17 protein-coding genes are annotated in these 20,501 nt (G+C 69.9%); 10 read left to right on the forward strand and 7 right to left on the reverse strand.

The window, feature by feature from the left end:
• The first annotated feature begins 41 nt into the window (after positions 1-41).
• Both ACIPV1_RS07655 and ACIPV1_RS07660 read left to right on the forward strand, forming a co-directional pair.
• Positions 42-341, forward strand: a complete 300-nt coding sequence (locus ACIPV1_RS07655; protein WP_123938474.1) for a biopolymer transporter Tol — start codon at positions 42-44, stop codon at positions 339-341.
• On the forward strand, positions 338-802 hold the full coding sequence (locus ACIPV1_RS07660) for a hypothetical protein (RefSeq protein ID WP_123938473.1): 465 nt from the start codon (positions 338-340) through the stop codon (positions 800-802). Before ACIPV1_RS07655 ends, ACIPV1_RS07660 begins: the two co-directional genes overlap by 4 nt.
• Positions 803-890: 88 nt before the next feature.
• On the opposite strand, the gene ACIPV1_RS07665 is transcribed toward ACIPV1_RS07660, so the two are convergent.
• The 4 genes from ACIPV1_RS07665 to ACIPV1_RS07680 form a co-directional block, all read right to left on the reverse strand.
• Positions 891-2,720, reverse strand: coding sequence for a beta-galactosidase family protein (locus ACIPV1_RS07665; protein ID WP_402726080.1), 1,830 nt, complete (start codon positions 2,718-2,720; stop codon positions 891-893).
• 277 nt (positions 2,721-2,997) lie between these two features.
• Positions 2,998-4,332 (reverse strand): sugar ABC transporter substrate-binding protein, encoded by a 1,335-nt coding sequence (locus ACIPV1_RS07670; protein ID WP_173169216.1) that lies wholly within the window; start codon positions 4,330-4,332, stop codon positions 2,998-3,000.
• Between the two features lie 100 nt (positions 4,333-4,432).
• Positions 4,433-5,422, reverse strand: coding sequence for a carbohydrate ABC transporter permease (locus ACIPV1_RS07675; RefSeq protein WP_228504860.1), 990 nt, complete (start codon positions 5,420-5,422; stop codon positions 4,433-4,435).
• Positions 5,419-6,366, reverse strand: a complete 948-nt coding sequence (locus ACIPV1_RS07680) for a carbohydrate ABC transporter permease (RefSeq protein WP_131846757.1) — start codon at positions 6,364-6,366, stop codon at positions 5,419-5,421. Before ACIPV1_RS07680 ends, ACIPV1_RS07675 begins: the two co-directional genes overlap by 4 nt.
• Before the next feature lie 191 nt (positions 6,367-6,557).
• Here ACIPV1_RS07680 and ACIPV1_RS07685 point away from each other — a divergent pair, with 191 nt between their 5' ends.
• Positions 6,558-7,589 (forward strand): LacI family DNA-binding transcriptional regulator, encoded by a 1,032-nt coding sequence (locus tag ACIPV1_RS07685; protein WP_123938317.1) that lies wholly within the window; start codon positions 6,558-6,560, stop codon positions 7,587-7,589.
• Between the two features lie 450 nt (positions 7,590-8,039).
• On the opposite strand, the gene ACIPV1_RS07690 is transcribed toward ACIPV1_RS07685, so the two are convergent.
• On the reverse strand, positions 8,040-9,545 hold the full coding sequence (locus tag ACIPV1_RS07690) for an alpha-N-arabinofuranosidase (protein ID WP_131880615.1): 1,506 nt from the start codon (positions 9,543-9,545) through the stop codon (positions 8,040-8,042).
• A 308-nt stretch (positions 9,546-9,853) separates the two neighbouring features.
• Between ACIPV1_RS07690 and ACIPV1_RS07695 the strand changes: the two genes are divergently transcribed.
• The 3 genes from ACIPV1_RS07695 (at position 9,854) to ACIPV1_RS07705 (ending at position 13,211) form a co-directional block, all read left to right on the forward strand.
• Complete coding sequence (locus ACIPV1_RS07695) at positions 9,854-11,209, forward strand: extracellular solute-binding protein (protein ID WP_111086245.1); 1,356 nt, start codon at positions 9,854-9,856, stop codon at positions 11,207-11,209.
• Between the two features lie 114 nt (positions 11,210-11,323).
• Positions 11,324-12,295, forward strand: a complete 972-nt coding sequence (locus tag ACIPV1_RS07700; protein ID WP_111086244.1) for a carbohydrate ABC transporter permease — start codon at positions 11,324-11,326, stop codon at positions 12,293-12,295.
• A gap of 1 nt (position 12,296) precedes the next feature.
• On the forward strand, positions 12,297-13,211 hold the full coding sequence (locus ACIPV1_RS07705; RefSeq protein WP_133937585.1) for a carbohydrate ABC transporter permease: 915 nt from the start codon (positions 12,297-12,299) through the stop codon (positions 13,209-13,211).
• Between the two features lie 183 nt (positions 13,212-13,394).
• On the opposite strand, the gene ACIPV1_RS07710 is transcribed toward ACIPV1_RS07705, so the two are convergent.
• Positions 13,395-14,234: a siderophore-interacting protein gene (locus tag ACIPV1_RS07710; RefSeq protein ID WP_402726081.1), complete on the reverse strand. Its 840-nt coding sequence runs from the start codon at positions 14,232-14,234 to the stop codon at positions 13,395-13,397.
• Between the two features lie 28 nt (positions 14,235-14,262).
• Between ACIPV1_RS07710 and ACIPV1_RS07715 the strand changes: the two genes are divergently transcribed.
• From ACIPV1_RS07715 to ACIPV1_RS07730, 4 genes are read left to right on the forward strand one after another with little or no spacing between them, the layout of a single operon-like run.
• Positions 14,263-15,342: a FecCD family ABC transporter permease gene (locus ACIPV1_RS07715; protein WP_402726082.1), complete on the forward strand. Its 1,080-nt coding sequence runs from the start codon at positions 14,263-14,265 to the stop codon at positions 15,340-15,342.
• Positions 15,339-16,415: an iron ABC transporter permease gene (locus ACIPV1_RS07720; RefSeq protein WP_260215155.1), complete on the forward strand. Its 1,077-nt coding sequence runs from the start codon at positions 15,339-15,341 to the stop codon at positions 16,413-16,415. The genes ACIPV1_RS07715 and ACIPV1_RS07720 overlap by 4 nt, the downstream gene beginning before the upstream one ends.
• Positions 16,412-17,284 (forward strand): ABC transporter ATP-binding protein, encoded by an 873-nt coding sequence (locus ACIPV1_RS07725; protein WP_402726083.1) that lies wholly within the window; start codon positions 16,412-16,414, stop codon positions 17,282-17,284. The genes ACIPV1_RS07720 and ACIPV1_RS07725 overlap by 4 nt, the downstream gene beginning before the upstream one ends.
• 11 nt (positions 17,285-17,295) lie before the next feature.
• The gene (locus ACIPV1_RS07730; RefSeq protein WP_123938322.1) at positions 17,296-18,306 is read left to right on the forward strand and encodes an ABC transporter substrate-binding protein; all 1,011 of its coding nucleotides are present in this window, start codon (positions 17,296-17,298) and stop codon (positions 18,304-18,306) included.
• A 98-nt stretch (positions 18,307-18,404) separates the two neighbouring features.
• Here the strand turns inward: ACIPV1_RS07730 and ACIPV1_RS07735 are convergent, their stop codons facing one another.
• The gene (locus tag ACIPV1_RS07735) at positions 18,405-20,459 is read right to left on the reverse strand and encodes a transglycosylase domain-containing protein (protein ID WP_402726084.1); all 2,055 of its coding nucleotides are present in this window, start codon (positions 20,457-20,459) and stop codon (positions 18,405-18,407) included.
• Positions 20,460-20,501: the final 42 nt, after the last annotated feature.

Below are 20,501 nucleotides of genomic sequence, written 5' to 3' on the forward strand. Positions count from 1 at the left end.
CTCCTGTCTACCGGGGACCACTGACGGTGCAGACTCGGGGCATGACCGCCGAAGCCGACGACCATTACTTCGTGGTGAACGGCCGACGCTGGCGCCGCACCGACCCGGCCCTGCCCGAGGAACTCGCGGCCGCGCTCCGCTCCCACCTGGGGCGCGGGCGCAACGCGGTGAAGACCGCGAAGCGCGCCGGCGACGACGCTGCGCTGGCCGCGGCTCGGCACCGGAACGGGCTCGCGAAGCACGGTCTGGGCGAACGCGGCCCGGAGTGGTGGACGCGCCCCGAGGCCGATCGGATCGCCGACGCCGAGCGGGCACTCGCCGATCTGGACGCCCTGCCGTGACGACGATTCGTCCGCCGCGCCTGGATCGCATCCTGAACCTCATCGTGTTCGGCCCGGTGATGATCGGGACAGGAGTCGCACTCGCGAGCGTGGCCTTCGTTCCCGGAGCATCGGCGCGGGTGTTCGTCTTCGTCCTCGGTGTCGCCTTCATCGCCGGTGGGACCTGGGCCACGGCCAGGCTCCGTCGCGTCGCCGTGCACCTGTCCGACGAAACCCTCCGGTACTCCGGCTTCCTGTCGTCGTGGACCGCACCGCGTGCGGGCATCACCGCGGTGCTCGACGACGCGTACGTCGAGTGGCGCGATGATCGCGGGGTCGGCCACCGACGGCAGATCTGGCTGCTGACCCGGGCTTGGGCGGACGACGGCACGAAGTTCGCCCCGCTCTGGCGCTGGCGACACGAGGCGCTCCTCGAGGTGCGGGCGTGGGCAGCGACTCACGAAGTCCGAAACGTCCCATGACGCCCGCGGTGGAAAGCGGAATCGGGCGTACCTGGTCGGAAGTTCCGACCAGGTACGCCCGATTCGACCAGGTACGCGGCGAGCCTCGTCAGCCCTCGGTGTGGCCTAAGGACGGCTCGAGGAGCAGGTGGGCCGTGCGGGATGCCGACGCGTGCAGCTCGAGGACGAGGAGGTCGTTCCGGCCTGAGCGCAGGACCGGGCCGGGGATCGCCAGGGTCTGCTGCGGGCCGCGCGACCAGTACCGGCCGAGGCAGAACCCGTTCACCCAGGCGACCCCCTTGCGGAAGCCGTCGAGCGCCAGGTAGCGGTCGTCCACCGCGTCGAGGTCGAACGACCCTGCGGCGAACGTCGGCCCGGCGAGCACCTCGCCGTCCGTCGGCTCCACCGCGGACAGCGCATCGAGGGCGGACGGTGCGATCGGGTCGAGCGCCAACGGTGCCGCGGTCCAGCGCGACAGCGGGACACCGTCGACGGCGACTCCGCCGATCAGGCCCTTCGGTTCGCCGATGCGGATGCCGTAGTCGACCCGGCCCTGGTCCTCGACGAGCAGTTCGAGCGTGCCGGTCACCGGCGGCAGGACGACGGCGCGGTCGTGGTGCTCGCGCTCCAGGACGCCGACGACGACGCCGTCGACGGACACGATCGCGCGGTCGCGGACCTCTTCCCCGATGGTCAGCACTCCGCCGGTCGGCAGGTCGACCTCGGCGCGGTACAGGACGAAGCCGCTGGCCGCACCGAGGGCGTCGAACGTCGGCGGCTCGTCGTGCGCCGACCACGTCGTGAGCGTGGGCAGCAGGGAGCGGAGCGACGCGACGCGGTCGAGGCGGACGGCGACGTCCGTGGCGGGGGCGACCCGGGCCTCCAGGCCGACTCCGTCCGCCGCATCGGACGCGAGTCGACCCGACCCACCCGGCTCCATGGACGCCGGCAGCGGCGGGACGGGCGCGTAGCGCTCGATGACCGCGCGGAAGGCGTGGAACTTCGAGGTGGGCCGACCAGCCTCGTCGAGCGGGGCGTCGTAGTCGTACGACGTCGCGATCGGACGGTACACGCCCTTGTCGTTGGCGCCGTTGGTGAAGCCGAAGTTCGTGCCGCCGTGGAACATGTAGATGTTGACCGAGCCACCGGCGGCCAGCAGGACGTCGAGGTCCGCAGCGCTGTCCGCGGCCGAGGTGGTGTGGTGGTGCTCGCCCCAGCTGTCGAACCAGCCGTCCCAGAACTCCGAGCACATCAGGGGGCCGGTGGGCTGGGCCTGCCGAAGGCGCTCGAGACGGGCGGCGGACCGGGAGCCGAACGAACCGGTCTTTTGCAGCGACGGCAGCGAACCGTCCTCGAGCATCGTGCCCATCGGCTGGTCGACGCTCGTGAACGGGACGGTCAGCCCGATGTCGCGGTGCATCTGCTCGAGTGCACGCAGGTACTCGGGGTCGGAGCCGTAGGCGCCGTACTCGTTCTCGACCTGCACCAGGACGATGGGCCCGCCCTGGTCGATCTGCCGCGGGACCAGCACGGGGGCCAGCTGCTGCAGGTACGTCTGGACCGCCGCGAGGAACCCGGGCTCGTTGCGCCGGACGCCCACGGAGCCGTCCGCGAACAACCAGTACGGCAGACCGCCGTTGGCCCACTCCGCGCAGATGTAGGGGCCGGGGCGGACGATGGCGTGCATCCCCTCGGCAGCGACCAGGTCGAGGAACCGGCCGAGGTCGAGCCCGCCGGTCAGGTCGAAGACCCCGGGCGACGGCGCGTGCGCGTTCCAGGCGACGTAGGTCTCGATGGTGTTGAGGCCCATCAGCTTCGCCTTGCGGATCCGGTCGGCCCACAGGTCGGGGTGTACGCGGAAGTAGTGGATCGCACCGGACAGCACGCGGTGCGGCTCGCCGTCGAGCAGGAAGTCGGTGTCGCCGATGGCGAATCGCATGAGATGACTCTTTCAGACAGCGGGGTGGGGGGGGGGGGGGGGGGCCCCCCCCCCCCGGGGGGGGGGGGGGGGGGGTGTTGGGGGGCGGGAGGGCGCCCGCCGGGGGGGGACGGTGGGCGGGGGGTGACGGGCGCCCCCCCGCCCGCCGGGGCGGGGGGGCGGGTGCCGTCCCCGCGGTTGGGGGGGGGGGGGGGGGGGGCGCCCGGGGGCCCCCCCCCCCCCCCGGGGGGGGGGGGCCGCCCCCCCCCCCCCCCACCCCGGGGAGTTGGTGCCGGTGCTACTTGGTCGAGACCGTGAAGCCCTGGTCCTTGCCGTACTTGGCGAGGGCCTTCTGCCAGGCCTCGAGGCCGGCGTCGAGCGAGGTGCCGTTCTCGTACGCCTGACCGACGGTGTCGGCGTAGACGCTGTTCGCGTACACCTGGTACGGCAGGTAGGTGAAGTCGTTGTCCGAGGACTTCGACGCGTCGACGAGCACCTTGTTGATCTGCTGCCCACCGAAGTAGGACGGCTTCTCGTCGAGGAAGGCCGACGAGTCGAGGTCAGCGGTCGTCGAGGGGAACCCACCGGACTTCATGAAGACGCCGGTCGACTCCTTGGACGAGTTCAGCCACTTCAGGAAGCCCGCGGCGAGGGCCGGGTTCTTCGACTGCTTCATGACGACCTCGGCGCTGCCGCCGTTGTTCGCGGTCTGGGCGGTGCCGCCGTCGTAGGTCGGCATCGGGGCGACGCGCCAGTCACCCGAGGCCTGGGCGACGCCGGACTCCAGGTTGCCGGGCATCCAGGCGCCGGTGATCATCGTGGCGATCTCACCGTTGCCGAGCTGCTTGTACCAGTCGTCGGTCCAGCCGACGGTCTTCGACAGCAGGCCCTGCTCGACGAGCTCGTTCCAGGTGCTCGTCCACTTCTTCGAGCCCTCGTCCTGCAGGTTGATGGTCACCTTGTCACCGTCGGTGGTGAACGGGGTGCCGCCGGCCTGGGCGATCATGCTCGTGGTGAAGCCGGCGTCGCCGGAGTCGGCCGCGATGTACGCGTTCGGGTCGGCCTCGTGCAGCTTCTTCGCGGCGGCGACGTACTCGTCCCAGGTCTTCGGCACGGCGATGTCGTGCTTGTCGAAGACCGTCTTGTTGTAGAACAGCGCCATGGGGCCGGAGTCCTGCGGCAGGCCGTAGACCTTGTCGTCGATCGACACCGAGCTCCAGGTGCTCTTCGCGAACTTGTCCTCGAGCGAGTCGAAGCCGTAGCCGGACAGGTCGAGGAGCGAGTCGGACAGGGCGAACTGCGGCAGCGCGAAGTACTCGACCTGGGCGACGTCGGGGGCGCCCGAGCCGGCCTTCACGGTGTTCTGCAGCTTGGTGTACTGGTCGGCGCCGGTGCCGGCGTTGACGAGCTTGACCTTCACCTTGGGGTACTGCTTCTCGAACGCGGCGACCTGGGCCTTGGCGGAGGGGGTCCACGACCAGTAGGTCAGGGTGCCACCGTCCTTCAGTGCCTTGGTGATGTCGTCGGACGAGCCACCGGAGGACGAGCCGCCGGTCGCGCAGGCGGCGAGGGCGATCGTGGCGGTGACGCCGATGGCGAGGGCGCTGAGCCCGCGCCGGAGACGCTTGTTCATGGGGGTGCCTTTCACTTCTTCGTGGAGAGGGGGTCGTGCTGCTGTGTTCCGGACCGGAGGGCGCGGGGCGGGGTCGCCACGGGCCTCCCGGTCCGACGGATCAGGCCTTGACGGACCCGGCTGCGAGGCCGGACTGCCAGAAGCGCTGGAGGAAGAGGAATGCGACCACGATCGGGATGATCGTGAGGAGCGATCCCGTGACGACGAGGTTGTAGATCGGCTGCGCGCCGGACCCGGTGGCCTGGGCGTTCCACTGGTTCAGGCCGACCGTCAGGGGGTACCACTTCGGGTCGCTCAGCATGATGAGCGGCAGGAAGTAGTTGTTCCAGGTGGCGACGACCGCGAAGAGCAGGACGGTGACGACACCGGGAGCGAGCAGGCGGAGCGCGATCGTGAAGAAGATCCGGAACTCGCCGGCGCCGTCCATGCGGGCGGCCTCGAGGAGTTCGGCGGGGATCGCGTCGACCGCGTAGGTCCAGATCAGGTACATGCCGAACGGGCTGATGAGCGACGGCAGGATGATCGACCACGGGGTGTTGGTCAGGCCGACCTGCGAAAAGAGCAGGAAGGTCGGGACCGCCAGGGCCGTGCCGGGGACCGCGATGGCACCGAGCACGATGGCGAACACTGCGCGGCGTCCGGGGAACTGGAACTTCGCCATGCCGTAGCCCGCGACGGTCGCGAGCAGGGTGGCGCCACCGGCACCGACGACCACGTAGAGCAGCGTGTTGCCGAACCACTGCAGGAAGATGCCGTCGTTGTAGGTGACGGTGTCGACGATGTTCTGCCAGAGGTTGAAGTCCCCGCCGAACCAGAGCCCGAAGGTGGAGAGCAGCGACGCCTGCGTCTTCGTGCTGTTCACGAGCAGGTAGAACAGCGGCGCGAACGAGTAGACGACGAAGACGACCATGACCGCGGTCAGCAGGCCGGAACGCTTCGGCTTGCGTCCGTCGACGTGCTGCTCGGCCTTCCGCTCGGCCTTCCTGGAGGCCCGGGTCGAGCGGGTGCGCGGGTCGCGCTGCGTCGTGGTCGCCTCGGTGACCGTGGCCGGTCCGGCGGCGCCGGCCGCGGGGTGCTGGATGGTGCTCATCGGTTCTCCTGGCGGGTTCCGCGGACCTGGACGACGTAGGCGATCACCGCGGTGATCACGCCCATCACGATCGCGACGGTGGCGGAGTAGTTGAACTGCTGGCCGCTGAAGGACAGCGAGTAGGCGTACATGTTCGGGGTGAAGGCGCTGCCGATGACGTTGGGGGCCAGGGTCTTCAGCAAGTTCGGCTCGTTGAAGAGCTGGAAACTGCCGATGATCGAGAAGATCGTGGCGATGACCATCGGGCCGCGCAGGGCCGGGAGCTTGATCGAGAAGACCGTGCGCAGGGGGCCGGCGCCGTCGAGCTCGGCGGCCTCGTACAGCTCACCGGGCACCGTGCGGAGTGCGGCGTAGAAGATCAGCATGTTGTAGCCGAGGAACTCCCACGTGACCACGTTGCCGATGGAGGTCAGCACCCAGGTGGGGCTGAACGGCTGCAGCAGGTCGATGCCGAGCGCGTCGTTCGCCGCACCGGTCAGGCCGAACTGGTTGCCGTAGATGAAGCCCCAGATCAGGGCCGCGACGACACCGGGGACGGCGTAGGGCAGGAACACCGCGATGCGGAAGAAGCTCGTGCCCCAGAGCCGTGCGCTGTCGAGTGCGAGGGCGGCGACGAGTGCGAGGCCGAGCATGATCGGGACCTGGACGACCAGGAAGATCGCGACCCGACCGAAGCCGGACCAGAACTTGGCGTCCTGGAAGAGCTGGACGTAGTTGGCGAACCAGACGAACTGGTTGCCGCCGATGAGCTGGTCGCGGAACAGGCTGAGCCAGAGGGCGTAGCCGATCGGGACGATGAGCATGGCGATCAGGACGACCACGAAGGGTCCGACGAACAGCCAGCCGGTGTAGCGCCCCCGCGCCTTGGTCCGGCGACCTGCCGGGCGGGGGGCTGCCGGCTGCGCTGCGGCTGCCTCGCCGGGCCGCGCTGCGAGCGTGCTCATGTGACTCCTTCGTCTGCTGCGTTCGGGTGTCCGGTGTCTCGGCCGCGACCCGGGCCCGGTGACGGGCGCTCTGGCGGTCGCAGATGTTGACGTCAACATCGAACGTCAGGACGATAGCATGGCAACGTCAACATGCGCTAGCGTCCGGGAACGCAGACTGCGTGATCCCGCAACGGAAGGAGCTCGAGCCGATGACGACCGAGTCCCCCGCCGGCACCCGCCGCTCCCCCTCGATGGCCGCCGTCGCCGACGCCGCCGGGGTCTCGATGCAGACCGTCTCGCGCGTCGCCCGCGGGTTCGACAACGTCAGCCCGGACACCCGCGACCGCGTGCAGCGCGCGATGGACACCCTGGGCTACCGGCCGAACCGTGCCGCGCGGGCCCTGCGATCGGGGCGCTTCCGCACCATCGGCGTGATCATGTTCACGCTCGCGTCCTTCGGCAACATGCGCACGCTCGAGGCGATCGCCGACGCCGCCGGCACCGCCGACTTCACGATCACGTTGCTGCCGATGGCCTCGCGCACCGAAGAAGGCGTGCGCTCCGCGTTCTCCCGCCTGCACGAACAGGCCGTCGACGGCGTCGTGATCATCATCGAGTCGCACATCATCGACACGGCCGAGGTCGTGCTGCCCGACGGCGTGCCCATGGTCATCATCGACTCCACCGGCAGCACCGACCACCCGGCGATCGACACCGACCAGACCGACGGCGCGCGCCAGGCCACCCAGCACCTGCTCGACCTCGGCCACGAGACCGTCTGGCACGTCGCCGGACCGACCTCGTCGTACTCTGCCGCGCGCCGGTTGGCCGCGTGGCAGGACACCCTCGAGCGCGCCGGACGGCTCGTCCCGCCGGTGTTCCACGGTGGCTGGAGCACCGACTCCGGCTACCGCGCCGGCCTGACCATCGCCGCACGCCCGGACATCACCGCCGTCTTCGCCGCCAACGACCAGACCGCGCTCGGAGTGCTCCGCGCCGCGCACGAGCTCGGGCGGTCCGTGCCGTCGTCGCTCAGCGTGGTGGGCTTCGACGACTCCCCCGAGTCCGACTCCTTCTGGCCGCCGCTCACCACCGTGCACCAGTCCTTCGACGAGGTCGGGCGCCGAGCCGTCGCGAACCTGCTCGCCCAGATCGACGGCGAGAGCGTGTCCTCCGCCCCCGACCTGGTGCCCGTGCGCCTGGTGGAGCGGGCGAGCACCGCGCCGCCGCCCGAGCGCTGACGCGCCCGGGCTCGGGCGCCGGATCGCGGCCCCGGTTCGCGGAAGCGACACTGTGCCGCCAACCTTCCGCGGAGAACTGTCGCTTTCGCGGGCCTGACGGCGCAGCGGGCCGCACATCTGTCGCTTTCGCGACCAACAGGCGGACGGGAGGCACGGTGCCAGCCCGCCACGGGCCTCCCGTCCGCCGCCCGGGGCACACCCGCGAAAGCGACAGTGTGCTGCCAACCATTTGCGGAGAACTGTCGCTTTCACGGACCGGACGCCGCAGCATGCCGGGAGACTGTCGCTTTCGCGGACCGGACCGGACCGGACCGGACCGACACACGACACGCGACACGCGCCCCGCGCCCCGCGCCCGCGCCCCGCACGAACGAGCAGAGGACGTCGGGCGCGAGCGCCCGACGTCCTCTGTGCTCACTCGACGCCCGCCGCAGCGAACGCCGAGGCGTCTCAGCCGATCGACACGGCGGTCCAGGACACGGGCGGCAGCTCGATCGTGATGGTGTCGCCGTCGCGGCTGACCGTCTCGTTCGTGCGGAGCCCGACGCGCTCGGTGGACGAGAGGTCGTTCACGGCGTGGATGTCGTCGTCCCAGACGCCCTCGGCACGGACGTCGCCCGAGGCCGCCAGGCCCGCGAGGTCGATCGTGACGGTGGTCGACTCGGACGGGTGGCGGTTGATGAGGAAGACCGCTGCCTTGCCGTCCTCGGTCACGGTGGCGGCCGAGTCCACGACCGGCACCTCGCCGTACTTGCCGCCGTCGACGGTGTCACCCGAGGCCTTGACCTGCAGCGACGTGCCGTTCGCCAGGCGCGACGTCACCGAGAACGGGAAGAACGTCGTCTGGCGCCAGGCCGGGCCGCCGGGCTCGGTCATGATCGGGCCGATGACGTTGACGAGCTGCGCGAGCGAGGCCGAGGCGACGCGGTCCGCGTGGCGGAGCAGCGAGATGAGCAGCCCACCCACGACGACGGCGTCGGCGACGGTGTAGACGTCCTCGAGCAGACGCGGGGCGACGGGCCACTCGTCGAGCGTGAACTCGGCGGCCTGCTCGTGCCACTTCGTGATCGACCAGACGTTCCACTCGTCGAACGAGATGTCGATGCGCTTGTCGGACTTCTTCTGCGCCTGCACGTGGTCGGCAGCGGTGGTGACCGTCTTGATGAAGTGGTCCATGTTGACGCCGGCGGCGAGGAACGACGGCAGGTCGTTGTCCTCTTCGTAGTAGGCGTGCGCGGAGATGTAGTCCACGTCGTCGTAGGTGTGCTCGAGGACGGTGCGCTCCCACTCGCCGAACGTCGGCATCGACGCTCCGGACGAACCGCAGGCGACCAGCTCGAGGTCGGGCTGGATCTGGCGCATGGCCTTCGCGGTCATGGCGGCGAGCTTGCCGTAGTCCTCGGCGTTCTTGTGGCCGAGCTGCCACGGGCCGTCCATCTCGTTGCCGAGGCACCACATCTTGATGGCGAAGGGCTCCTGGCGGCCATTGGACTTGCGGTACTCGGACAGTGCGGTGCCGGCGTTGATGTTCGCGTACTCGAGCAGCTCGATCGCCTCGGCGGTGCCGCGCGTGCCGAGGTTCACGGCGAGCATGAGCTCCGAACCGACCTGGTCGAGCCAGTGCTGGAACTCGTGCAGGCCGACCTCGTTGGTCTCGGTCGAGTGCCAGGCCAGGTCGAGGCGCTTCGGGCGCTGCTCGACGGGGCCGACGCCGTCCTCCCACTTGTAGCCGGAGACGAAGTTGCCGCCGGGGTAGCGGATGGCGGAGACGCCGAGTTCCTTGACGAGCTCGACGACGTCCTTCCGGAAGCCGTGCTCGTCAGCGGTCTCGTGCGCGGGCTCGTGGATGCCGTCGTAGACGTGGCGGCCGAGGTGCTCGACGAACCCGCCGAACAGGCGACGTCGCACCGGCCCCACGGTGAACGCGGCGTCGAGGACGAGGTGTGTGCGGGGCATGGATCTCCTTCGATCGTGCGAGAGCGGGTACTGCGGGTCGTGCGGTGCGCGTGCTCGGTCCGGCGCCAGGGGTAGCGAAGCGGACCGTCACGAAAGTGAGCGCTCACCTGCCTGAAACGCTACCGGGTTCCACGGCGACGCGAAAGGGGTGGCGGATGATCTTCGCGAGCGCTAATGTGAGCGCTCACGGAGCACCGACCCACGGCTCTCGTGCACGGAGCAGCAGTGTTCCGCGAACGGAGCAGCGATGCTCCGGCGGGAGCACCGACCCTGCTCCCGAGCCCGGCCCATCCCGATGGAGTGATGCCATGCCGAACCGCCCAGCAACACCCGCGTCGCGCCTCTCGCGCCGCGGCTTCCTCGCCGCAGGAGCGGCCGCCGCGACGGTGCTGCCGCTCGCCGCGTGCTCGAGCCCGATCGCAGCCGGCCTGGCCGGCAGTGCGCTCAACCCCGAGACGCTCGTCTTCTGGAACCTCTTCGGCGGCGGTGACGGCCTCCGCATGCAGGCGATGGAGGACGGCTACGCGAAGCAGCACGGCGGATCGAGCTCGCTGCAGGCCACCACGTTCGCGTGGGGCAACCCGTACTACTCGAAGCTGACGCTGGCCACCGTCGGGAACAAGCCGCCGGACGTCGCGGTCGCCCACCTGACCCGCGCGAAGCCACTGTGGGACGGCGACCTGCTCGACCCGATCACGTCCGAGGATCTGGCGAGCGTCGGCCTCAGCGCCGCCGACTTCAACCAGAAGGCCTGGACGGCGCAGAAGACCGACGGCAACAACATCGCCATCCCGCTCGACACCCACCCCTTCGTGCTCTTCTACAACGTTGATGTGTGCAAGAAGGCGGGCCTGCTCGACAGCGACGGCAACCTCAAGGACCTGTCCGGCATGGACACGTTCGAGAGTGCCCTCGCCGCGGTCGCGAAGGTCACCGGCGGCACCGCGCTCAACGTCGCCAACGTCGTGCCGGAGACCGCCACCCCGTGGCGCTTCTTCTGGACGATGTACAACCAGATCAACGACGCGACCCCGTTCATCAGCGACGGCGGCGCGAAGCTCACCGTCAACGAGGACGCCTACAACGAGGTCACCAGCCGCACCCAGAAGTGGGTCAAGCAGGGCTGGATGAACAAGGCGCTCGACTACGCCACGGCACAGTCCCTGATGTTCGATGGCAAGGCCGGCTTCTTCATGCAGGGCGAGTGGGAGATCAGCACGGCGCAGTCCATCAAGGGACTGAAGTTCGGCATGGCCCCGATCCCGCAGCTCTACGACAAGCCCGCGACGCAGGCGGACTCGCACACCTTCGTGCTGCCGAAGAAGGACCGCACGCCGGAGCAGCGCAAGCAGCACATGCTCTTCATCAAGCAGATGCTCGAGCAGAGCCTGACCTGGGCCGAGGGTGGGCACGTCCCCGCCTACATCCCGACCTTCGACAGCAGCGCCTACAAGGAGCTCAAGCCACAGTCGAACTACGCGGCCGCAGCCGAGACCGCCGTGTTCGACGACCCCGCCTGGTACGGCGGCTCCGGCTCGACCTTCGAGGGCACCGTCGGCGCCCAGCTGGCACTCGTGCAGCAGGGCAGCTCGTCGCCCGCACAGGCGCTCAGTGCCATCAAGTCGCAGCTCGCGACCTACCTGAACACCCCGAGCCCGCTGTGACCGGGCACACGACCGCCCGGCTCGTACGCTCCGGGCACACGACCGCCCGGCTCGTACGCTCCGGGCACACGACCCACGCGATCGCCGTGAACACCGCGCGAAAGGCACGATGACGTGACCACAGCACCTGTCCTCGACCGGCCCACGGACGCGGCCACCGCGTCGCGTCCGCGCCGGAACCGCACCTACGGCACCAGCCTCACCCGTGGCCAGGGCCGCAGCGGCTGGCTCTTCCTCGCCCCGTTCGGCTTGTTCTACGCGGCCTTCCTGCTCGGCCCGACGGTCTGGATGATCGTCTCGAGCTTCTTCAACACCTCGACCGTGCGCACGGGCCTCGGCAGCTTCGCCGGGTTCGCGAACTACGCCGAGATGCTCGGACGCTCCGACTTCTGGTCGTCGCTCTGGCACACGCTGCAGTTCACGCTGTACACGACGCCGCCGCTCGTCATCCTGGCGTTCGTCTTCGCCGTGCTGACGAACCGGATGAACCGCGGCCAGTGGTTCTTCCGACTGGCGTTCTTCCTGCCGTTCATCCTGCCGTCGGCGACGATCTCGCTCATCTGGGTGTTCATCTTCACGCCGGCGACCGGCCTGTGGGCGAGCATGCAGTCGGCGATCGGCCTCACCCCGGGCTCCGGCATGCTGTCCAGCCCGAACACCGCGATGATCGGTGTCGCGATCGCCACCGTCTGGTGGACCCTCGGCTTCAACTTCGTGCTCTACCTGGCCGGCCTGCAGGAGATCCCGCGCGAACTGTACGAAGCGGCCGCCGTCGACGGTGCGTCGAACTGGCAGCAGATCAAGTCGATCACGCTGCCGCTGCTCGGCCGCACCACGACGCTGGTCATCCTGTTGCAGATCATCGCGAGCCTGAAGATCTTCGACCAGGTGTACCTGATGACGAACGGCGGACCGGGCATCTCCACCCAGGTCTCGCTGCAGCTCATCACGGGCGTCGGCTTCACCGACAACCGACTCGGTGCCGCCTCGGCAGCGTCGGTGCTCCTGTTCATCGTGATCGTCGCGATCGCGGTCATCCGGCAGCTCGTCGAGCGCGCTGCCGCCAAGCGAGAGATCGGGGCCTGACATGACCGCCACCGAGAGCATCACCACCGGCCGCGCCAAGCTCCGCACCGGCGTCTCGGCCGCCGCGCCCGCGAACGCCGCCAAGATCGGCGTCTCCGGCAAGGGCTTCAACCTGGTCGCCGGGATCATCCTGATCGTCTTCGCGATCATCTGGCTCATCCCCAGCCTGTTCGCCCTGAAGACGTCGCTGTCCGACAACGGCGTCGCCGCCCTCGGCGCGAACTCGATCCTGTCGAACTGGAACCCGACGCTGCACTCCTACGCGGCACTGTTCCAGGCCGGCGACATCTGGAACTGGTACCTCGCCAGCGCCATCACGAGCGTGATCACGGCCATCCTGACGGTCATGTTCGCCTCGATGGCGGCGTTCGCGCTGTCCCGCCTGGTGTTCCGCGGTCGGAACATCGCGTTCCTGCTCATCATCCTCGGGATCATGATCCCGACGCAGGTCCTGATCATCCCGATCTTCCAGGAGCTCAACGCCGTCGGCCTGCTGAACACCTACTGGTCGGTCATCTTCCCGCAGGTGCCCGCCGTGATCGCGGTGTTCATCTTCAAGCAGTTCTTCGACGGGATCCCGAAGGAGCTGGAGGAAGCGGCTCGCATCGACGGCGCCAACATCTGGAAGATCTACTGGTCGGTCATCCTGCCGCTGTCGCGTCCGGTGATCGCCGCGGTGACGATCCTGACGTTCGTCGGTGTCTGGAACAACCTGCTGCTGCCGCTGTTCGTGCTGTCGAACCCGGACCTCATGACGATCCCGGTCGGGCTCGCCACGGTCCAGGGCAGCTTCGGTCAGCGCTACGCGGACATCCAGGCCGGAGCGATCCTGGCGGCGTTGCCGCTGATCATCCTCTACCTGATCTTCCAGCGGCAGATCGTGGAGGGCGTGACGGGTTCCGGCCTCAAGGGCTGACGCAACCCCACGACGGACGGGAGGCCCGGTGCCAGCTGGCACCGGGCCTCCCGTCCGTCGTGCTGGTCGCGTCTCAGGCGCGGGCGTACCTGGCAGAAACGGGCGTACCTGTCGAGAAGTTCCGTGACGGTACGCCCGGAAGCACCAGGCATCGCACGCGTCATGGGAAGGAACGGGCGCGGCTCAGGCGGAGACGGACTCCTTGGCCTCGTGCTTCCAGAAGCCGGAGAACGTGATGCGCGCCTTCGGAAGACCCGCACGGTGCAGGTGCCGGCGGCCCTCGGTGGCGAGGGTCGACTCGCCGACGACGAAGGCGTACCCGCGGTCGTCGACGCGCACGTGCCGCTGCAGTTCGGCGAGCGCCGCGCGGCCCGGGACGGCGTGGTGGTCGACCTCGTCGCGGACGATCCACGTGACCGTGACCCCGGCCGGTGCGTCGATCTCGCGGACGTCGCCAGCGGTGGGGACCTCTTGGATGATGCGGCCGACGGCGTTCCGGGGCAGCGACGCGGCGATGCCGAGCACGCCGGGCAGGCCGGTCTCCTCCGCCGCGATGACGATCTCGCTGGTGTCGTCCGGGCAGTCGAAGATGCAGCCCTGGTCGAGCATCGCGAGCTGGTCGCCGGGGCGGGCACCGCAGGCCCAGATCGCGGCACGGCCCTCGGGCTCGCCCTCGGCGTCGGTGTGCACGACGAAGTCGATGTCCATCTCGGCGGTGCCGTCGGGCATCGGGCGGAACGCGGCGACGGTGTAGTTCGCGCAGTGCGGGCGGACGTCCTCGGGGATGGCCAGGAACGTCGGCCACCACTTCTTGCCGTCGAGGTCCGGCATCCGAAACGCGTCCTGGTCCGGACGCCCGGTGAACAAGCGGAACCAGTGGTCGAAGCCGAGGAACGGGAACTCGTGCAGGTCGTCGCCGGTGACGGTCACGCGCTGCATCGACGGCGTCGTGCGCTCGGTCCGCAGGACCCGGGCACGGAAGAGCCGGGGATTCTCGGGCAGGAGCCGCGGAGTCTTCGCCATGAGGCAAGGCTAACCTAAGATGTTCTCCGTGCCAGCCCCCTCACCCGCCCTGGCTTCCGTCTCGGAGGCCCGCACCGCCGATGCGTCAGCAGCCCTCGGTGTCCACCGCACCGCCGTCCGTCGCCGCGTCCTGGTGATCGCCGGACTGGTCGTCGTGCTGGCCCTGGTGGCGGTCGCGAGCATGCTCCTCGGCAGCAACCGGATCGGCGTCGACCGGGTGCTCGACGGCCTCTTCCGGACCGGGTCGACCACCGACGAGGCGATCGTCTGGGGCTCCCGGGTCCCGCGCACGCTCATCGGTGCCGCGGTCGGTGCGGCCCTGGGGATCGCGGGGCTCCTGATGCAGGGACACACGCGCAACCCGCTCGCCGACCCCGGACTGTTCGGGGTCTCGTCGGGTGCCGGGCTCGCGGTCGTCCTCGGCGTATACGTGTTCGGGGTCACGAGCACCGGCGCGACGGTGTGGTTCGCCCTCGGCGGCGCACTGGTCGCGAGCGTCGTGGTGTTCTCGGTGACGATCGCGGGCAGCGGGACGGCGAGCCCGGTGCCCCTCGCCCTCGCGGGCGCTGCCGTCTCGGCCCTGTTGGGCGCGCTGACCTCGTTCGTCGTCCTGACCGACCAGGACTCGCTCGACGCGTACCGGCTGTGGGTCGTCGGTTCCCTCGCCGCACGGCAGCTCGACATCCTCGGCGCGGTGTGGCCGTTCCTGGTCGCCGGGCTGGTGCTCGCGATCCTGAACGTCCGGGCACTCGATGCGCTCGGGCTCGGCTCGGACCTGGCCAAGGGCCTGGGCGAGAACGTGCTCGTCGCGCGGCTCGTCGGGCTCGGGGCCATCACGTTGCTCGCAGCCGGTGCGACCGCCGCCGCCGGGCCGATCGGCTTCGTCGGCCTGACCGTGCCGCACGTCGCCCGAGCCCTCGTCGGCACCGGGCACCGGTGGACCCTGCCGGTCTCCGGGCTCGTCGGAGCGGCGCTCGTGCTGCTCGCCGACGTCGTCGGACGCCTGATCGGCGGGTTCTCGGAGGTCGAGGTCGGCATCGTCCTGGCCGTCATCGGCGGCCCCGTGTTCGTCGCCGTCGCCCGTCGCCGTTCGCTGGTGTCCCTGTGACGGGCGCAGCGGTCCGCGCGCCCGGCCGTTCCGGGGTCCGCATCGGTCCGATCGGCCTCGCCTGGCGCCCGCGGGTGTTCTGGTACACGGTGGCCTCGCTCGGTCTGGTCCTGGTGCTCGTCGTCCTCGGTGTGGCGATCGGCTCGACCTGGATCGCCCCGGGCATCGTGCTCCGCTCCCTGGTCGGGCTCGAGACCGGCCCGGACGGCTTCATCATCACCACACTCCGGCTGCCCCGTGTCCTCACCGGAGCGCTCGTCGGGCTGACCCTCGGCATCGCCGGCGCACTGACCCAGACCTTCACGCGGAACCCCCTGGGCACCCCGGACATCATCGGCGTGACGTCGGGCGCGAGCGTCGGCGCCGTGGCGGCCATCGTGCTCGGCGGGGGCACGTACTCGGTGTCCTCGATCGTGCTCAGCGGCGGGATCCCGGTGGCCGCGACGATCGGTGCGCTCGTCGCCGCCGCCGTCGTCTACGGGCTCGGCTGGCGCGGCGGGGTGCAGAGCTACCGGCTCATCCTGGTCGGCATCGGCGTGAGCGCGACCCTCGACGCCGTGACGAGCTACCTGCTCGTCCGCGCCAAGATCACCATCGCGACCGCGGCGTCGCAGTGGCTCGTCGGCAGCCTGTCGAGCACCTCGTGGTCGAGCGTCTGGCCGCTGCTGATCGTCGCCGCGGTCGCGGTGCCGATCGCCCTGGCGACGAGTGCGGCGCTCGGCATCGGACAGCTCGGTGACGAGGTCGCGACCGGGGTGGGGCTCGCCGTCCAGCGGCACCGCCTGCTCGTGATCGCCCTGGCCGTCGTGCTCACCGCCGCCGCCGTCGCCGCCGCCGGACCGGTCGGTTTCGTCGCGTTCGTGGTACCGCAGGTCGGACTCCGGCTGGCCGGGACGAACCGGCCACCGCTGCTGCTCGCCGGTCTGCTCGGCGCCGCGCTGGTCCTCGCCGCGGACCTGCTGTCCCGATCGGCGTTCCCGTGGCAGGTGCCCGTCGGCATCATCACGACCGTGATCGGCGCCCCGTACCTGATCTGGCTCCTCATCCGTCACCGCAAGGAGATGTCCCGATGACGACACCCCCGTCCACCCCGCCGTCCACCCCGGTCCTCGAAGCCCGCGGCCTGTCCGTCGGCTACGACCGGCACCCCGTGCTGACCGATCTCGACCTGCGCATCGAGCGCGGCACCGTGACGACGTTCCTCGGCGCGAACGGCTGCGGCAAGTCGACCCTGCTCAAGGCCTTCGGGCGCGTGCTGAAGCCGCAGTCCGGCGAGGTCCTGCTCGACGGCGCCCCGATCCGCAAGGAACCGAACCGCCAGGTCGCGCGGAAGCTCGCGATCCTGCCGCAGTCCCCCGTCGCACCCGCGGGCACGAGCGTGCTCGACCTGGTGATGCGCGGCCGCAACCCGCACCAGTCGTGGGCGAAGCCGTGGACCGCGGAAGATGCCGACGTGGCGGAGCAGGCCATCGCGGCGACCGGGCTGACCGACGTCGCCCACCGCGACGTCGCGAGCCTGTCGGGTGGCCAGCGACAGCGTGCGTGGATCGCCCTGGTGGTGGCGCAGCAGGCCGACACGTTGCTGCTCGACGAACCGACGACCTACCTCGACCTCGCGCACCAGCTCGAGGTCCTGCGCCTGGTGCGCCGGCTCAACCGCGAGCAGGACTCCACCATCGTGATGGTCCTGCACGACCTGTCGCTCGCGGCCCGGTTCTCCGACCGGCTCGTCGTCCTGCACGACGGCGGCGTCGCTGCCGACGGCGCACCGCACGAGGTACTGACCCCCGCGTTGCTCGAGCACGCCTTCGGGCTGCACGCGCGCGTGTTCCCGGACCCCGTGACCGGGGCCCCGATGATCGTGCCCGAGGCCGACGAGCACGACCCGGCGCCGCATGCCGAACCGGACGTCGAACTGGCGGGTGCCGCGCACTTAGGTTAGCCTCTCCTAACGTGAAGCTCTCCCGACGCGGCTCCCTCCGAGCCACTCTCCTGACCTCCGTGGCCGTCTCGGCCCTCCTCCTCGCCGGCTGCTCGAGCACCGACTCGAACGACTCCGACGGTGACACCGCGGCGTCGAAGGCCTGGTCCTACGAGGACGCCACCGGCACGACCGTCAAGGTCGACCACACGCCGAAGCGCGTCGTCGTGCTGAACGACATCGCGATCTCGTTCATCGAGTACGGCCTGAAGCCGGTCGGCACCTTCGGCCAGCTGACCATGGCGAAGGACGCCCGCTTCGACGACCTGGACACCGACGGCATCACGCAGCTCGGCACCGGGTACGGCGACGTCGACCTCGAGAAGCTCGCCGCGCTGAAGCCCGACCTCGTCGTGACCTCGGTCTACCCGACCGACGAGAAGGGCACGCTCGACGACACGCAGCCCGGCTACGGCTTCAAGGACAACGAGCAGGAGAAGCAGATCGAGGCCATCGCGCCGGTCGTCCAGGTCAAGTGGGGCGGCAAGGGCGAGGACGTCATCGAGAAGATCGCCGACCTGTCCGAGTCCCTCGGTGCGAAGGAGTCGACGATCGAGGCCGCCGAGAAGCGCTTCGACACCGCCGGTGACGAGCTCGAGAAGGTCGCGAAGGAGCAGGACCTGTCGGTCGTCTCCATGTACGCCGACGGTGACGGCGCCTACGTCACCCGCCCGACCGACGAGCCGCTGCTGCAGATGTACTCGTCGTTCGGTGTCGACTTCGTGAACCCGAAGCCGAAGGGCTTCTACTGGGGCATCTACTCGTGGGAGAACGCGGGCCAGATCAAGGCCGACGTCCTGCTGCTGTCGCAGCAGGGCTACCAGGTCGCGGACCTCGAGAAGCAGCCGACCTTCGCCGACAACGCGGCGCTCGAGGCCGGCCAGGTGCACAGCTTCACCTTCCCGGCGCTCGACTACGCCTCGCAGGCCGGCTACATGACGGAGCTGGCGGGCTGGCTCGAGGACAGCAAGAAGCTGTCCTAGGACGCAACCAACGATCGGACGGGAGGCACGTTGCCAGCTGGCAACGGGCCTCCCGTCTGTTCGGTGTCGCGTCTCGTGCACGTGACCCGCTGCTGTCGTCAGCCCGCCGGCAAGGCGGCGTTTACAGCGGTCTGCGCATCGCGCCAGACCGCTGCGCGGGACCCCGCGTAGGTGCCGCCCTGACCGTTCGAGTAGTACCGCAGGTTGTGCTTCCCGCCGTCGGTGTTGCCCTGCCAGTACGCGGTCACAGCACGCGAGCTCCCGCCGACCAACCACACCTGGTCGGCGGCGTCGGCCGTCCCGGTCTTGCCGAACAGCGTGGTGCCGTCCGGGGTCTGGCCGCCGCTCGCCGTGCCGCCTCGGAACGCGCCCTGCATGACCTCGAACGCCGTCGCCGCAGTCTGCGGCGAGACGGCCTGCGAGCAGGTGCGCGGCTGCCCGCCGAGCTCCGTGCCGTCCGGTGCGGTCACCTGGTCGATGACGACCGGCGCGCAGTACCGACCACCGTTCGTGACGCCCGCGTACGCCGCCGCCATCGTCAGCGGCGCGATGCTCTCGGTACCGAGCAGCGACGCGGGGTTCCACGGCAGCTCGCCGCCGGCGGCCAGGTGCACACCGAGGCGCTTCGCGACGTCGCGGATGTCGCACAGGTCGAGCTGCGCGGCCATCGACTGGTAGGCGGCGTTCACGGACTGGGCCGTGGCCGAGCGGACCGAGTACGGCCCCTTCTGGCCCGGCGAATCGTTCTTCGGCTGCCAGAAGGCCGTCGTCTGCTCGCCGCACGCCGTCCACGTGCTCTGCGGGTGCGGGGTGCCGTTCACGACCGTGTCCGGGCTGCGGCCGGCCTCGAGCCACGCCAGCAGCGTGAACATCTTGTACGTCGAGCCGGTCTGGAAGCCCGTCGAATCTCCGTCGGCCTGGTCGACGGCGTAGTTCAGCGACGTCGCCGTCGGTGGCGCCTGCTCCGACCGGTCGTAGTCGGTGTTCTGCGCCATCGTGAGCACCCGGCCGGTGCCCGCCTCGACGGTGTTCAGCGTCGCGCCCAGCGCCAACCGGGTCTCGGTCTTCGGGTCGTACCGGTCGAGCAGTTCCTTCTGCTTCGCGTTCAGGTCGAGATCGAGCGTCGTCTGGATGCGGTACCCACCCGTCCGCCAAGCATCGGCGCGCTGCTGCTTCGTCGCGCCGAGCTGCGGCAGACGTTCGGCGACGCGCTTGGCGTAGTCGCAGAAGAACTCCGCCCCGGTCTCGACGGCCTCGCACCCCTGCTGCGGTGCGGTGATCCGGACGGAGTCGGCCAGCCGCGACAGCCGTGCCGTGCGGTACTCGTCGGTCGTCAGGTGCCCCTGCTCGTGCATCGAGCGGAGGATCACGTTCCGCCGCGCAGCGTTGTCGCGGTAGTGGTCCGGCGTGGACAGGTCGCGGCGCTCCGGCCACTGCACGATCGCGATGAGCGATGCCGCTTCGGCCGGGGTCAGGTCGGTGGCGGACTTGCCGTAGTAGTGCTGCGCGGCCGACTGCACGCCGTAGGTCTGGTCGCCGAAGTAGGCGATGTTCAGGTACGCCGTCAGGATCTGCTCCTTGGTGTACTTCTTCGCCAGGCCGATCGCGAGCTTCATCTCGGCGAGCTTCCGCTGCGGCGACCGCTTCGTCGCCTCCTTGTAGCCGGCCTTCTGCTCCTCGAGCGTCGGCAGCTCGCTCGCCCGCTGGATCTTGATGTTGCGGACGAGCTGCATCGTGAGCGTCGAGCCACCCGAACCGCCCTCGCCCTGCGACGCGGCGACGCTCACCAGGGAGCGGACCATCGACGTCGCGTCCACACCACCGGTCTCGTAGAACCGCTTGTCCTCACCGTCGACCGCGGCGTGCTTCAGCTGGTCGCTGATCTGGTCGAACGACAGCTCCTGCCGGTCCTGCGCCCACACGTTCGCCAGGTGCACCGGTTCGCCGCCGCGGTACGCCCAGACCTGGTTGCGCTGCGGCAGGTCCCCGATCTCGATGTGCTCCGGCAGCGACTCGAACACCCCGATCGCCGACGTCGTGCTCACCCCGGCGACCGCGATCATCGGCGTCACGCCGACCCCGATCATCAACCCGGCGAGCACACTGCCGCCCACGAAGCCGAGCGCGGCTCCCCCTGCACGTCTCATCGTCATCGCTCTGGATCCCCCGTGGTGCATCACCGCACCGATCTGGTG

The organism is Curtobacterium sp. NPDC089991, from assembly GCF_044748425.1.
Taxonomy (GTDB): Bacteria; Actinomycetota; Actinomycetes; order Actinomycetales; family Microbacteriaceae; genus Curtobacterium.

Coding starts and splice junctions, on each gene's coding strand:
- ACIPV1_RS07655 (WP_123938474.1), top strand. CDS start 42: ATGACCGCCGAAGCCGACGACCATTACTTCGTGGTGAACGGCCGACGC.
- ACIPV1_RS07665 (WP_402726080.1), bottom strand. CDS start 2,720: ATGCGATTCGCCATCGGCGACACCGACTTCCTGCTCGACGGCGAGCCG.
- ACIPV1_RS07670 (WP_173169216.1), bottom strand. CDS start 4,332: ATGAACAAGCGTCTCCGGCGCGGGCTCAGCGCCCTCGCCATCGGCGTC.
- ACIPV1_RS07675 (WP_228504860.1), bottom strand. CDS start 5,422: ATGAGCACCATCCAGCACCCCGCGGCCGGCGCCGCCGGACCGGCCACG.
- ACIPV1_RS07680 (WP_131846757.1), bottom strand. CDS start 6,366: ATGAGCACGCTCGCAGCGCGGCCCGGCGAGGCAGCCGCAGCGCAGCCG.
- ACIPV1_RS07685 (WP_123938317.1), top strand. CDS start 6,558: ATGACGACCGAGTCCCCCGCCGGCACCCGCCGCTCCCCCTCGATGGCC.
- ACIPV1_RS07690 (WP_131880615.1), bottom strand. CDS start 9,545: ATGCCCCGCACACACCTCGTCCTCGACGCCGCGTTCACCGTGGGGCCG.
- ACIPV1_RS07695 (WP_111086245.1), top strand. CDS start 9,854: ATGCCGAACCGCCCAGCAACACCCGCGTCGCGCCTCTCGCGCCGCGGC.
- ACIPV1_RS07705 (WP_133937585.1), top strand. CDS start 12,297: ATGACCGCCACCGAGAGCATCACCACCGGCCGCGCCAAGCTCCGCACC.
- ACIPV1_RS07710 (WP_402726081.1), bottom strand. CDS start 14,234: ATGGCGAAGACTCCGCGGCTCCTGCCCGAGAATCCCCGGCTCTTCCGT.
- ACIPV1_RS07725 (WP_402726083.1), top strand. CDS start 16,412: ATGACGACACCCCCGTCCACCCCGCCGTCCACCCCGGTCCTCGAAGCC.
- ACIPV1_RS07735 (WP_402726084.1), bottom strand. CDS start 20,459: ATGACGATGAGACGTGCAGGGGGAGCCGCGCTCGGCTTCGTGGGCGGC.